General features: G+C 50.5%; 8 protein-coding genes and 2 tRNA genes. 4 read left to right on the top strand and 6 right to left on the bottom strand.

Annotated elements, in window-relative coordinates:
• Positions 1 to 157: 157 nt before the first annotated feature.
• Complete coding sequence (locus ACFMKP_RS05910) at positions 158 to 2,359, top strand: coagulation factor 5/8 type domain-containing protein (RefSeq protein ID WP_382289938.1); 2,202 nt, start codon at positions 158 to 160, stop codon at positions 2,357 to 2,359.
• A 128-nt stretch (positions 2,360 to 2,487) separates the two neighbouring features.
• Complete coding sequence (locus ACFMKP_RS05905) at positions 2,488 to 3,279, top strand: tryptophan 2,3-dioxygenase (protein ID WP_382289936.1); 792 nt, start codon at positions 2,488 to 2,490, stop codon at positions 3,277 to 3,279.
• Between the two features lie 9 nt (positions 3,280 to 3,288).
• On the opposite strand, the gene ACFMKP_RS05900 is transcribed toward ACFMKP_RS05905, so the two are convergent.
• The 6 genes from ACFMKP_RS05900 to ACFMKP_RS05875 all read right to left on the bottom strand — a co-directional run bounded on the left by ACFMKP_RS05900 (position 3,289) and on the right by ACFMKP_RS05875 (position 10,528).
• Positions 3,289 to 3,930 carry a hypothetical protein gene (locus tag ACFMKP_RS05900; protein WP_382289934.1) on the bottom strand — a complete coding sequence of 214 codons (642 nt, stop codon included), beginning with the start codon at positions 3,928 to 3,930 and terminating at the stop codon, positions 3,289 to 3,291.
• Between the two features lie 70 nt (positions 3,931 to 4,000).
• Positions 4,001 to 5,776, bottom strand: coding sequence for a right-handed parallel beta-helix repeat-containing protein (locus ACFMKP_RS05895; protein WP_382289932.1), 1,776 nt, complete (start codon positions 5,774 to 5,776; stop codon positions 4,001 to 4,003).
• Between the two features lie 106 nt (positions 5,777 to 5,882).
• A tRNA-Ser gene (locus ACFMKP_RS05890) sits at positions 5,883 to 5,972 on the bottom strand.
• 10 nt (positions 5,973 to 5,982) lie between these two features.
• A tRNA-Ser gene (locus ACFMKP_RS05885) sits at positions 5,983 to 6,072 on the bottom strand.
• 418 nt (positions 6,073 to 6,490) lie between these two features.
• On the bottom strand, positions 6,491 to 8,617 hold the full coding sequence (locus ACFMKP_RS05880) for a serine hydrolase domain-containing protein (RefSeq protein ID WP_382289930.1): 2,127 nt from the start codon (positions 8,615 to 8,617) through the stop codon (positions 6,491 to 6,493).
• A 384-nt stretch (positions 8,618 to 9,001) separates the two neighbouring features.
• Complete coding sequence (locus ACFMKP_RS05875) at positions 9,002 to 10,528, bottom strand: adenylate/guanylate cyclase domain-containing protein (RefSeq protein ID WP_382289928.1); 1,527 nt, start codon at positions 10,526 to 10,528, stop codon at positions 9,002 to 9,004.
• A 172-nt stretch (positions 10,529 to 10,700) separates the two neighbouring features.
• Between ACFMKP_RS05875 and ACFMKP_RS05870 the strand changes: the two genes are divergently transcribed.
• Positions 10,701 to 12,548, top strand: coding sequence for a carbohydrate-binding domain-containing protein (locus tag ACFMKP_RS05870; protein ID WP_382289926.1), 1,848 nt, complete (start codon positions 10,701 to 10,703; stop codon positions 12,546 to 12,548).
• 507 nt (positions 12,549 to 13,055) lie between these two features.
• Positions 13,056 to 14,159: a hypothetical protein gene (locus ACFMKP_RS05865; protein ID WP_382289924.1), complete on the top strand. Its 1,104-nt coding sequence runs from the start codon at positions 13,056 to 13,058 to the stop codon at positions 14,157 to 14,159.
• Positions 14,160 to 14,336: the final 177 nt, after the last annotated feature.

Here is a 14,336-nt window from a genome sequence, read left to right as displayed (position 1 = left end):
AAATTTCATTAATATAGTCGGTATCGTTTCCGGAAACGATACCGACTAGATATTTTTAGCACTACACCACACATTTCCGTTCCGCAGGCCCACCCTATCACATTGTTGGATAGCTGATTTCGAGGATGAAACTGGGTTCAATCTACGGAGGAACGCAATGCTTACTCATGTTTGGCGTAAACTGGCGGCGCTTGGCCTTGCCCTCAGCATCCTGTTTACGTTTATTACAGCGGCTCCCCAAGCGGCCTTTGCCGCAGCACCACTCAACCAAACCATCTGGCTTCGCGCAGTTTCTAGCGGCAAATATGTTTCGGCGGATAGCAATCGCGGAGCCAACACGCCGTTGGTCGCCGACCGCGATACTGCTGATGGTTGGGAGCACTTTCAGGTTGTCGATGCAGGCAATGGCAATATTGGCCTGCGCGCCTTGGCCAATGGCAAGTTTGTTTCAGCCGACCAAAATTTTGCCAATACGCCCTTGGTTGCCGACCGCGCCACAATGAGCGGTTGGGAAGTGTTTCAATGGGTCGATGTGACAGCGGGCCAAGTGCAACTGCGCTCGCTTGGCAATAACAATTTCGTTTCCAGCGATCTCAATCTTGGTGCTCACGCGCCCTTGGTTGCCAACCGCCCAAGTGCTTCTGGCTGGGAAACCTTCAATTGGGGCATTGTCGGGGCCAATCCAACCCCGATTCCAACTACCCCGCCAGGCACAACGCCTGATTTCGGCCCGAATGTTTTGATGTTTGATCCATCAATGTCAACAGCCTCGATTCAAAATCAAATCAACAATGTCTATGGCATTCAGCAAAATAGCCAATTTGGCTCAGAGCGCTATACCTTGATGTTCAAACCAGGCACCTACAATGGCCTGAATATTCCGGTTGGCTTCTATACTCAATTGCTCGGGGTTGGCGCATCGCCCGATAGCGTCAACATCAATGGCAGCGTTTATTCGAACGCCTATTTGGGCAACGATAACGCGACCTGTAATTTCTGGCGGGGCGCAGAAGGCTTGTCGATTACGCCCGCCAACGGCACGATGCAATGGGCAGTTTCGCAGGCTGTGCCCTTCCGCCGCATGCACATTCGCGGCAATATGAAACTTAATCAAAACAACGGCTGGTCAAGCGGCGGCTGGATGGCCGATGTGCTAGTTGATGGCAATGTTAATTCGGGCACGCAGCAACAGTGGATTTCGCGCAATACTCAATGGGGCAGCTGGACTGGCTCGAATTGGAATATGGTGTTTGTTGGCGTGACCAACCCGCCAGCAGGCAATTGGCCAAATCCACCGTATACCAAAATCGATCAAACGCCGATTGTGCGTGAAAAACCGTTTGTGACGGTCGATGCTGCTGGCAATTGGGGCGTGCGCGTGCCAAGTTTGCGCACCAACAGCAACGGCATCACATGGGCTGGTGGTTCAACGCCAGGCACGACCATCGCCATGAGCCAATTCTTTATTGCCAAACCAAGCGATAGTGCAGCCACAATCAATGCTCAATTGGCGGCAGGCAAGCATTTGTTGTTTACGCCTGGCATTTACGCCTTGAACGACACAATTCGCGTCAATAACCCAAATACTGTGGTGTTGGGCTTGGGCTTTGCAACCTTGCGACCAACAACGGGCTTGGCTGCAATGACCGTGGCCGATGTCGATGGCGTAACGATTGCTGGCGTGCTGTTTGATGCAGGCGTGATTAATTCGCCAGTGTTGTTGGAAGTTGGGCCAAACGGCAGCAACGCCAACCATGCTGCCAACCCAATCGTCTTGCACGATGTGATTTTCCGCGTTGGCGGAGCCGCAGCCGGCAAAGCCTCGACCAGTTTGCGCATCAACAGCCATAACACGATTGTTGACCATACCTGGGTTTGGCGCGCCGACCACGGCGATGGCGTTGCTTGGAACAGTAACACTGCTGCCAATGGCTTGATTGTTAATGGCAATAATGTGACGATCTATGGCCTGTTTGTCGAGCACTATCAACAATATCAAGTGCTTTGGCAAGGCAATGGTGGCCGCGTCTACTTCTATCAATCAGAAATTCCCTACGATCCACCAACTCAAGATAGCTGGCGCAGCGCGGCGGGAGTCAACGGTTGGGCATCCTACAAAGTTGCCGATAACGTGACCAGCCACGAAGCTTGGGGCTTGGGCATTTACAGCGTTTTCACCAACCCCAACATCTGGCTAACCCGCGCGATTGAAGCGCCAAACAACCCCAATGTGCGCTTCCACAACATGATTTCGGTGGCAATTGGGGCTAATGGCGGGATTAGCAACGTCATCAATAATACTGGTGGCTCGACCCAAACCAATGTCAGCTATACCCCCAAAGTAACCAATTATCCTTAATTAACGCCGTTGGATAGCCCAAAACAGCGCTTGGATTAATAACCAAGCGTTGTTTTTTGGTAGACGCTGCCGACAGGCTATGTTAAACTTGCGCCGCAAGCCAAAACCTGCATCCAAAGGAGTGTGCAATGTCGCAAGCATTAACCTATGCCAGTTATTTGAAAATTGATGAGCTGTTAAATTTACAAGCCCCACGCAGCCATGGCCCCAACGGCCCCGAACACGACGAATTATTGTTCATTGTGATTCATCAGGTGTATGAGTTGTGGTTTAAGCAAATTTTGCACGAGCTTGATTATTTGGGCGAACTGCTGCGCGCCAATGATACAGGCCGCGCCAACCAAACCATCCGTCGCATTTTGACAATTCTTAAAACCATCGTGGCCCAAGTTGATGTGATGGAAACGATGACTCCATTGCAATTCAATGCCTTTCGTGGCGCGCTCGAATCGGCTAGCGGCTTTCAATCACTGCAATTTCGCGAGATTGAATTTGCACTCGGTCACAAACGGCCTGCGATTTTGCAGCATTTTGGGGCACTACCAAGCCATGAACGGCTCGAACAACGCTATCAGCAAGCCAGCCTGTGGGATAGCTTTTTGCACTATTTGCAATTGAATGGCTATGCAATTCCGCAGGCGCACATTGAGCGCGACGTAACCCAAGCGCTAGCAGCAACGCCCGAAATTCAAGCAATCTTAATTACGGTCTATCGCCAAAATCCCTTGGTGAGCAACCTCTGCGAACGCTTGATCGACCTTGATGAGGGCTTTCAAGAATGGCGCTATCGCCATGTAAAAATGGTTGAGCGCACGATTGGCATCAAGCAAGGCACTGGTGGCTCAAGTGGCGCGGCCTATCTCGCCAGCACGATCAAGCCATTCTTCCCTGATTTATGGGCAATTCGCGCCGATTTATAAGTGCATAAATTATTGCGGAGCCTGCCAAAAATAGCCAAAGCGAGCAGCCAATTGGCCAAACAAGCCATCATACTTAAGCTCATAGCGATCGATAACGCTTAAATCGTGCTGTGCGAGCAACGAGTTTAAATCGCTGCGAATTTGACCACAAGCCAAAAACAAGCCGCTTTGGGTCAGATAATCGATTAATGATTGATCATGAAATGCTTGACTATCAGGTTCTGCATGATCAACTCCTTGCTCAAAGGCTGCGGCGAGCATAGTCAATGGTTGCCACCATTGAACTAATTTATACAACGGAATTAGGGCGTGATTCGGCAGCGGTTCAGGAGCAGGATGCTCATTCCAAAAATAGCCTAAATCTTGCGAAAGCAATTCCAAAAGATCCTGATAATCGGGAGCGGGCTGGTCTAGCACGCTTGGCAGCTGCTGAACCACAAAAAAACGTAGATCAGCAGTGCAGTGTTTTAATGCGTTGATCAGGCCACTTTGCTGCATATAACGCAGAAAATCGCGCGTTTCTGGAGCTTGGGCTTGATTAAGAAGCGCTGAACCAAGCCGATCAGCTGATACGACCAGCATATTGAGTGCTTGCCACCATTTCACAACCTGAAATAAGGGAACAGATGCCAGCTTCGATTGAGTTTGCATTGCCTAAACCTCAACCATAAAAGCGCGCTGATCAACAATTGATCAGCGCGCTTTTTATCATTATGTCATTCTAACAACGAGCGATTGGCACATACACCCGAATATTGCTTGGAATTTGATATTCGATGCGTGGGCCATAGTGCGGCAGTGGCTTGCCCAATTCAAACGCCCCCAAATCGGGCTGGTTATCAGTTACAAACGGATCGTTGAGATTGGCAATCACAGCGCCTTTGTTGATTGCCACCGATGTGCTTTTCAAGCGCAAATCTGCTTCGCCAACAGGCGAGGCCACATCGACTGAAGCTGGCAAGGTGGCGTTATTCACATCGTTAAAACTGACCGTCACGCCATGGGTTTCGACCCCAATTGCCTGCAAATCGCTCAAGCGCTGGTAGCGCACGTTATTCCATTTAAAATCGGGAGCCGATGCTGAATCGCTGGCATGGTTGGTTCCCCAGCCATTGTAATCAACATCGCGAAAGCCTTCATCGGCGATGGTCATAAACTCAAAGGCATAGCGCGTGCCCAGCATCAGATTATTGCGAATAATTGTGTTGCGCCATTGTTGACCATCGTCACTAAAAGCATTGCCGATGCGGGCTGAGCTATTATGGGCAATAAACAGGCCAGTTGGTTGATTGTGCAATTTAAACGGCGTACCAGCAAGATTAAAAAAGCTATTGCGGAACAGATAGGCAGGCCCGCCATAAATTGGCTGAACACTAATCCCCATCCGTGCGTTGGTTACGCGATTATTCCAAACCCGGGTGTTGGCTTGGTTATAATCAATTTCGATCCCGTCATCAACGCAAAATGCCGCATCGTTATTGTACACATCTTGGCCATAGGTGCTTTGAGCAGCCCAGGGTTGCAGCGAAATACAATCACCAAAATTCATAACGCTGTTAAAAGCCACAATATTGCCAGTACCACGTAAATCGATGCCGCGCTCGCTGGGAATACCCGTGCCTGGCCAAGGAGTGCGGCCAATAATCGTGTTATCGAGCACTGTTTGATTGTATTCTTGGTGGGTTTGGCGGCGATTGTAAATACCAAAGCCAACATCACGAATAAGATTGCGGCTAATCAGAATATCGTGAGTATGTTGGGCATCGATGCCCCACGTACCATTTTGAATCGTCAAGTTTTCGATAATCACAAAGCCCAAGGTTTGGTTGCTCTCGCCGAGGGTTATCACGCCACGAGTCGTATTTGCACCATCAATAATCGCCCGCCGATTGGATGGGCCACTGATACGAATTGGTTGAGTTTGCGTGCCGCTGGTCAGAATTTGAAACGGCTGATACGTGCCTTCTGCCAAGATAAAGCTATCGCCTGGTACTGCTGCATTAACCGCAGTTTGAATGCCTTGAAATGGATTCTCAATCGAGCCATTACCACCACTCGTACCAGGCACCACAAAGCGCGTGCGCACGGTTGGGCCAAAATCGCTGAGGCTGCGGGTGCGTTTGGTGATTGTGCGGGTCGCGCTGCCGCCATCGGGGTCGGTTAATGTAGCGCGGAGTTCATACTCGGTGCCAGCGCTGAGCCACATAGCGCTGGCCGCCTGATAGTTACGATTGAGGGCTGCACCTTCGACAATCGTGCTCGGATTGGCCCGCATTGCAGGTGCAGCAGCCAGCCAAACCGTGCTGCCAAGCAAGCGATATTCTAATTTTAGGCTGCTATCGCGATCAGTATCGCCGCTGATCGCCCATGTTACGCCAATGTGGTTGAAGCTGGCATCGGCGCGTAATTCGCCTGCCACAACCGCGCTTTGCGGGGCAGCCGCCCCAACCTGAGACATCAATAAAGCGAGAACAAGAGCGCTAAGGATAGATTTCAAGCCTGCCTCCTAAAAAATTAACAATAGTTAGGCAATGAAGGCAGGATTATAGCATGGATTGCTGAAGCTAAAACAAAACAACGTGAGGGTTACTCACGTTGTTTCTTGGCGGGAAGGGAGGGATTCGAACCCTCGGAAGGTGTGACCCTTCGACGGTTTAGCAAACCGTTGCTTTCGTCCACTCAGCCACCTTCCCGTATCTATGGTGGAGGAGCAGGTGGGATTCGAACCCACGAGGGCTTTGACACCCTAACTATTTTCAAGACAGTCGCCTTCAACCGCTCGGCCACTGCTCCGGACGAAATTCGTATTTACTTGTTTACGAGGCGTAAGTATACCAGCGAAGCGCTTGCTTGTCAAATTCTGTGCTGCTGGAGGTTGGGGTCAGGGGTAAGAGATCGGTTGATAGTTCTGGGATAACACAGCCTATAACCCAAAGCCAATAGCCGCATCTTCGTGCGCTTCGTGTTCTTCGCGGTTCCTCATCTGCAATCCCTCGCACTGAAACATAATTGCTCGTTTCTCCTCCCTTCCGTCCCTCCGCTGGAGGCAGACGCAGGGGGTTTTCAGCCCCCTGCACCCCCAAATGTTTCTCCGTGGAATATTGATATGCTTTACTTCCCAACCTTCGTGTAACTTCGTGCCCTTCGTGGATCAAAACTTCGCGTGCTTCGTGGTTCCTGACCCCTGATCCCTGACCCCTCGCCTCCAACACTATTGCTTGCGAGTAAACAGATAGGTTTCGGTGCCAATATCCATGGTTAAGGTTGGTTGGTTGTTAGCATCAACACCTGTTTTGAAGGGAATACCGGTGAATGGCGGCGTTACTGAGAGATAGCCATCAGGCTCGCCTTGTTCGTTCAGCAAGGGCTTGAATTGAGTCTGAATCGCCCCAATATCGAGCCATAATTCCTCGCCATTGAGCATCAACGTCACATCGCCCAAGGCAGGGTTGGTATAGTTGCCCAACAATGGCTCGGCACTGGCAGGGTCAAAATCGGGTGCAATTTGTTTGCTGATTTCGCCCAGCGATTCTTCGATGCCTTGGGCGCTATAGGCTGCGGTTTCGGCGGCCTTGCTTGGTTGATCGAAGGCCAATTCAAAGTAGCGGTCGCTAATGCTGGTAACAAAATGGTTGGCATATTGGCCATTGCTCAGCACGACAATCCCAATCTTGGCCTCGGGAATAAAGGCAAATTCCGATGAGAAGCCAAAGTTCGTGCCGCCGTGGGCAATAAATTCCAAGCCATGATAATCGCTGATCATCCAGCCCAGCCCATAGCTGGTTTTGGCATCGATCGCAACTTGTGGCTCCCACAAGACATCAAGATTCTGATCGGAAACTAAGCGCTCGCCGCTAGGCGTAATGCCATGATTGAGCAGGGTTATCAGATAGTTGCCCATATCGTTGGCCGTCGACCATTCGGTTGCGCCAGCGGGAGCCACGCCCTTGATCGCAAATTCCATACTAATTGGCATGGTTTGGTAGGTTGAACTGGTCAGATCCAAGCCATGGGGCAAGGCATGGTTGGGGCTAGCTTCAATAGTTGCTTGATCTAGCGTGGTGTTATTCATGCCCATTGGTTTGAGTACACCGTCGGTCAGTGCTTGAGCAAAGGTTTGATCAAGCTGGGTTGGATCGCCGCCGCTGGCAGCAGCAGCCGCAAATCCACCAATTGCGACCATCTGATTGCTATATTGGAAGGCTTCGCCAAAATCGGTGAAAAACTCAAAATCAGCAACCGAGGCGATAATTCCTTGGGCATCTAAATCTTCGGCGTTGAAAATCATTTCGAAATCGCGGCGTGGCACGCCAGTACAGGCACAAACCAAGTGACGCACAGTAATTTGCTTGGTTCGCTCAGGATCTTTCACCTTAAAGTTTGGCAATATATCGACAACTGGCGTATCCCAATCGAGCTTACCTTGATCAACCAAGGTTGCCATTAACAAGGTGGTCAAACTTTTGCCAGTTGAGCCAATCATCAGCTGCGTGTCTGCATCAATTGGCGCTTGCGAAACGACATCGCGCACGCCAAAGCCATTGCTATAGACGATTTTGCCATCTTGCACAATCGCCACGCTCACGCCAGGAACCTTGTATTTGGCTTGCTCAGTTTGAATAAAATTTTCTAATTCACTAATTAATTCAGGCCCAACATCAACTCGTTGATCAGCAGTGACGGTGGTTTGGTTCAGCGCCAAAATTGTATAGCCTGATTGAATGATGCCAACTTGGGATTGGCGTTTGGTAATCGTGGCATTATCACCTTGGATCAACATCAAATAGGCTACGCCTTCGTGCAATTGAGCCATTGCCACCGTTGATTGGCTGGTATTTTTGGTGTCGTAGGCAGCAACCAAAGTTTTTTCGGCTCCATTGGGCGAAGGCACTTCTTGGCTATCATCGGGCGTGAGTTTAAAACTTGGATCAGCTTCTTGCCAGCCCAATTCAATCGCTTTGGTAAGGTCAGCTTCTTCAACGCTCAGCAGCGCAATTTTAATTTTCTGCTCGGGATCGTTGAGCCGCACAATTCCTGCTTCTTCGGCAAGTTGCCAGTTGGTTGGAATTGGCACTGAGAATAATTGGCTGGTGCTGGTATAGATCGTTGAGCTTTCAACGCCAGCGCTTGGGCTGGTTGGCGCAGCGGTGGTAGTGGCGGCGCTGGTTGGTGCAGCAGTTGCGGCACTCACGCTGGTTGGCGCGAGCGTCGCAGTTGGTGCGCTGGTAGCGGTCGGTTGTGGATTGGCCGAGCTACAACTGGCCAAGAGAATTGCCGCCGTCCCAGTTAGCAAAATCCAGCGTTGCCATTGGGGCAAAAATTTAGCAAAATTCGACATAAACTACCTTTCAACCTAACACAATCCAACAATCATCACGAAGTAGAAAAAATGTTGATCCGTATTGCAGTAATTGCAGGAAGCATAGTTGATTGATAGCTGCTTGGGCTAGGTTAATAATGCTGAATTGCCCTCGCTCAAAATACAAAGCGAGCCACTCAATCTAGCAGGTAGGCTCTCGTACCAAAGATCGAGGCTGGCTCATCTGGTTGGCAGGAGCAACGCCATTGGCTTTGTTGAAGCTGCGCACTCGCCCATTGATTGCAACTACAAATTGGGTTGGCTGCAGTTGTCCGTTCGTAGCATAGTTCGCTACCCAATGCAGCCATGAATTTCACTCACATTCAAGCAAAATTATTAGGCTTGATAGTTTGGAGAGTTGGCTCATTCAGCAGGATGTAGGCTAAAAATCGGAGTTGGACTAGCTTTGCCTTTCAACTGAATCGTACCCAAATCGACACAACGCAGCCGGCTATGAATCAACTGCTGCAAACCAGGCTCAAGCAAAATCTGGCCAGGTTCGGCGGCGGCCATCAAACGTGCAGCAGTATTGACCACATCGCCAAGCAAATTAAACTCGCGTCGCCCGCGTGGCTCGCCAATTTCGGCGGCAAAGGCTGGGCCATAGGCGAGGCCAATTTTGCAACCAATGCGTTGTTGATAGTTGCGAAAATGCAATTTAGGCGATTGTTCAACTAAGCGCTGGATTGTAAGCGCAGTTTGGGCCGCCCGCAGAGCATCATCAACATGTGCCCCAGTTACGCCAAAATGAATCAAAATATTTGAGCCAGATTTATCGTAGGTGACGTTTTTGAGCATACCGCCTGTCGTCTCCACTGCTGCATTAATCAAGGCAAAAATTCGCGAATAGGCGGTGACCAACAATGGTTCTTCGGCAGGATCGAGATATTCGGGCGCGTCGCTGATGCCGCTCAGGTTCATATAAATGACTGGCAGTTGGAGCCATTGTGGCGGCACTTTGCGCTGAGCAGCGGTTTCGACCAACAAACCCAACACCGATAACGGCAGAAAACTGGCCAATGGCTCAATCGCGGTCAACATTTCTTCAATTTCGCGCACCAACGCCTCAACGCTGCGATCGAGCAAAAAGCCGCCAGCTTGGCGACGTTTGGTCGGCGCAATATCGTACTCGCCCAAGGTTTGCTCGGCCAAATCATCACAGACCAAGGCATAGCCATCGGCCAATGGCTCACAGCGATACAAACCAGCAATTGCTTGTTGCGCAGCTTGGCTCAAACAGACACGGCCAACTTCACCAGCACCCTCAGCATATTTGGTGATTTGCACCGCCTCGCCCAACAGCACATATTCCATGCGTTTAGGCGTGCCAAGATCAGCGGCAATAAAACGCCCACGATGCAGGCCAATCCGCATGCCAAGCGAGATAATTCCTTGGGGTGTAGTTAATTGATGAAATTGGCTCATTGCCCGCTGCATCCGCAGCCCAGCCCGTACCGCCAGCGCGGTATGGTTGCGCTCACCATCAGCAGGAAACTGCACCAACATCGCATCGCCAGTCCATTCCAATAAATTGCCGCCAGATTTACTGATAATTTCGACCATCTGGGCAAAATAGGTATTCAACACATTCAGCACTTGATCGGTGGCTTGCGCATCACCGTGGGCATCCATCAAGCTGGTAAAGCCCGCCAAATCGGTAAACATTAACGTGCCCTCTTGCCATGCAGAACGCGCGATACCTGGCGTTGGCGGCGTTTCGGCCACAAACCGCGGCACATAATCGCCAAGCATGCGCCGCAACGTGCGCAAATGCTCAAATACCTGAATTAAGCGCTCAGGGATTGGCTCGACCCAAACTGAGGCATATAACATTGCTGGCAACAATGAACGGAGCCGCGGCTCGAGCAAGGTTAATGGATGGGTTGGCATAGTCCGACTCCTTGACCACAGGATAGATGCAAATCCAGTATACAGCGCATCGCACACAGCACCTACACAATCTCTTCATTAGTTCCTCACACTTGCTGGCTAGAATTACCCATAGATTAAACGTTTGAGCAGCTAATTTGCTCAAGCTTGAATTCTATTGTGGAGTTTTTGCATGAAACCATTTGCCAGAGCATTAATCACCAGCATGCTGGTTGCCATATTAACCGCCTGTTCGACGAACCAAACAGCTACAACTACCGTCAATTCGGCTAGTAGCGGTCAAGCTGTAAGTTCAAATTCAGCCACAGCGAGTAACCCAACCAGCGTCGTGCCAACCGTCGCATCAATTGATGAAGCGCTGGCGAGTAAAGCCACGCCTCACGACACAGCCGCCGATTTGGCTTGGCAACATGCCGATTTGGTAGAGATTAAGCTCAACGATAGCAGCATCAGCGCCAATAACCCAAATGTGAAGATCGACGGCACGACCGCCACAATTAGCGCAGCGGGCAGCTATCAACTCAGTGGCAAGCTCAGCGATGGCCAAATTATTGTGAATACCACCGACCAAGATTTAGTGCGCTTAATTTTGAATGGCGTAACGATTCATAGCTCCAGCAGCGCGCCAATTGCAATTATGCAAGCGGAACAGGTGGCGATTATTCTGGCCGATGACAGCCAAAATACACTTTCCGATACGGTCGATGCGTCGGCGAATGCAACAACCACTGAAGATTTGCCCAATGCGACGCTCTACAGCAAGGCCGATCTTTCGATTGATGGCAATGGTAGTTTGACGATTCAGGCCAATGGCAACGATGGCATTAGCAGCAAAGATGGCTTAATCATCAACAGTGGCACAATCAACATCACCGCACTGGATGATGGTTTGCGAGGCAAAGATTATCTGGTGGTCAACGGTGGCACAATTAGCATCAATGCCCAAGGCGATGGCCTAACCGCTGATAATGAAGAAGATCCCAGCAAAGGCTATATTTCGATTGCTGGTGGCAAGTTGAATGTCACGGCTGGTGGCGATGGCTTGAGCGCAATCACCGATATTTTGATCGATGCTGGCGAGCTGACGATTAGCGCAGGTGGCGGCAGTAGCACAAGCATCAACGCCGATGCCTCAGCCAAAGGCTTGAAGGCGGGCCAAAATTTGGTTATTGCCGAGGCAACAATCACGATTGATGCAGCCGAAGATGCGATCCATTCCGATAGCAATGTGACGATCAATGCTGGCACAATCGGCCTTGCTGCTGGCGACGATGGCGTACATGCCGATGCCACACTCACAATCAACGGCGGCGATCTGACGATCAGCAACTCCTACGAGGGCTTGGAAAGCGCCGTGATTACGATCAATGCTGGCAACATTAGCTTGGTAGCCCAAGACGATGGCGTGAACGTGGCTGGTGGCGATGGATCGAGCATGCAAGGCGCTAGCATGGGTCGGCCAGGCCGCAACGATAGTTTTGCTGCTGGCAATTATTTCTTGTATATCAACGGCGGTACGCTGGTCGTCGATGCTGCTGGCGACGGCTTGGATGCCAATGGTTCGATTGTGATGAACGCTGGCTTGGTGTTGGTGCATGGGCCAACCGCGCAAATGAACGGCGCGTTGGATTACGATGGCGGCTTTGCCTTGAATGGCGGAACCTTGGTTGCCGCTGGCAGCGCAGGCATGGTGCAAGCGCCAGATAGCAATTCAACCCAAGCTTCAGTACTAATCAACTATAGCTCAGCGCAAGCTGCTGGCAACCTTGTGCAAATTCTCGATCAATCTGGTCAAGCGCTTGTGAGCTTTACGCCACGCAAACAATATCAAGCCTTGGTCTTCTCGTCGCCAGCCTTGCAACAAGCCGCAAGCTATACGATCAATAGTGGCGGCACACTCGAAACCAGAGCCAGCGGCTATGCCCAAACGACTGCCAACGCTGGCGGCACGGCCTACGCAACCTTCAGCGTCAGCGAGATCGTGACCCAAGTTGGCCAACGCATGGGGCGGCAACGCTAACGAAGGATGAATTATGAGGGATGAGGGATGAGGGATGAAAGCAAAAGGCAGAAGGCAGAAATCAAAAATCCATATCAGGAACAACCTTTAACGCAGAGGCGCAGAGCATAACGAAATTATGAAGGCTGAAGGATGAAAGCAAAAATCACAAAGAACATAGAGCAAAGAACATAGAACATAGCAAAAGGCAGAAGGTAGAAATCAGAAATCCACATCAGGAACAACTTTTAACACAGAGGCGCAGAGCATAACGAAATTATGAAGGATGAGGGATGAAGGATGAATCCAATAGCCAATAGCCAATAGCCTAACTTCGTGATCTTCGCGTTCTTCGCGGTTATTGTCCTTCGTGTCCTTCGTGGATCAAAAACTGAACCTTCGCGGATCAAAAAATGGAGCCCGAACTTTCAACAAGCCTAACTATGCCTCGTTGCATGGTTGGGCTTGTACCATTTAAATTCTCTAGTTCGGCTAAAATAAGCCTAGTTCGTTAGCGAGGGAGCACATATGGCGGCAAGCAGCAAACCACAGCGTTGGCAGATTGGCCTGATCCTTGGATTTTGGCCAATCGTGCTCTTCGCCTTATTCAATGATTCGGCGTGGCTCAACGTCCAAGGCTTCAACGGCCAAATTATCAGCAACATAGCTGCACCACTCTATTTTGGCTTGATGCTTTATCATTTGCGCCCCGACCAGCGCCTAATTGCCCTCGTATTTGTGCCATTCTCGGCGCTTGGCGAATATGTATTTAGTTTGCTGCTCGAACTCTATACGTATAAATTTGCAGCAATTCCCATCTATGTGCCGTTTGGCCATGCAATTTTGCTCGGCACAGGTCTGCTGATCAGCGAATTGGATTGGGTTAAGCAACGCACCCAAAAGCTTCGTTGGGGCTTGCTATTTGGCCATGCAAGTCTATTTCTGGGGGCTTGGCTGCTCTTTGATGATAGCCTGAGCGCGATTTTTGGTCTCGGGTTTAGCCTGATTCTGCTGCTTTTTCGGGCGCAGCTTTTGCACCTCATTATGGGCTTTTTGGTGCTCTACATCGAATTAATGGGCACCTGGCTTGGCTGTTGGCGCTGGGATCTGAACCCGCTCAATGGCCTGCTACACACCACCAATCCACCAGTCGGCGCATTTGTGTGCTATGTGATTGCCGACATTATTGTGATTATGAGTTTGCGTTGGGGCCGCTGGATGTGGGGCTATCGCAACAATCGCCATGCCAAAGGTTCAGCCGCCTATTATCAACAAAAACTGGCCCTAACCAAGCAAATTTATGCCGATCAGGCCAGCGAGCCAGCAACCAACGAGGCTGATGGCTTTGGCAAAGGCTATGCGTTTGGCACAGTCGGCTTGCGTTATGTCGAATTAAATCAATTGCCTGCGGCAAGCACCTGTTTCGAACGCACACGCCAATTGGCCGAAAGCCGCAATGATCCGGCAATTTTCCATTTGGCGGGCTGGCATTTGGGCCAGGTTTTGTGGCAGCAAGGCCAAACCGAACCAGCCTTGGCCTTATTAAATGCTTATGTCAATTATCTTAAAACGGCAAACCCAGCCCAGGCTAAACATTTTGCCGAGCAATTGCAAGCCCTCAAACAAGACTAGCGCAATCGATCCACGAAGGGTGAATTGGCTATGGGCTATTTGTATTGGTACAGTGGATTGGCAATCATGTTCCCTCACCCCCCAGTCCCCTCGCCCACGAAAACGCGGGCGAGGGGGAGCACTGGTTTTACCGACGCATTGCGCAAGAACCACAGTGTTAAAGCTGGCGGGCGTGCC

It is taken from the genome of Herpetosiphon sp. NSE202 (genome assembly GCF_042688385.1).
Lineage (GTDB): Bacteria > Chloroflexota > Chloroflexia > Chloroflexales > Herpetosiphonaceae > Herpetosiphon.
Note: the sequence above shows the minus strand (reverse complement) of the source record. Positions and strands in the feature narration are given on the sequence as shown.

What these genes read in the sequence shown, in the direction of transcription:
- ACFMKP_RS05910 (WP_382289938.1), top strand. Translation starts at nt 158, where the DNA reads ATGCTTACTCATGTTTGGCGTAAACTGGCGGCGCTTGGCCTTGCCCTC.
- ACFMKP_RS05905 (WP_382289936.1), top strand. Translation starts at nt 2,488, where the DNA reads ATGTCGCAAGCATTAACCTATGCCAGTTATTTGAAAATTGATGAGCTG.
- ACFMKP_RS05900 (WP_382289934.1), bottom strand. Translation starts at nt 3,930, where the DNA reads ATGCAAACTCAATCGAAGCTGGCATCTGTTCCCTTATTTCAGGTTGTG.
- ACFMKP_RS05880 (WP_382289930.1), bottom strand. Translation starts at nt 8,617, where the DNA reads ATGTCGAATTTTGCTAAATTTTTGCCCCAATGGCAACGCTGGATTTTG.
- ACFMKP_RS05875 (WP_382289928.1), bottom strand. Translation starts at nt 10,528, where the DNA reads ATGCCAACCCATCCATTAACCTTGCTCGAGCCGCGGCTCCGTTCATTG.
- ACFMKP_RS05870 (WP_382289926.1), top strand. Translation starts at nt 10,701, where the DNA reads ATGAAACCATTTGCCAGAGCATTAATCACCAGCATGCTGGTTGCCATA.
- ACFMKP_RS05865 (WP_382289924.1), top strand. Translation starts at nt 13,056, where the DNA reads ATGGCGGCAAGCAGCAAACCACAGCGTTGGCAGATTGGCCTGATCCTT.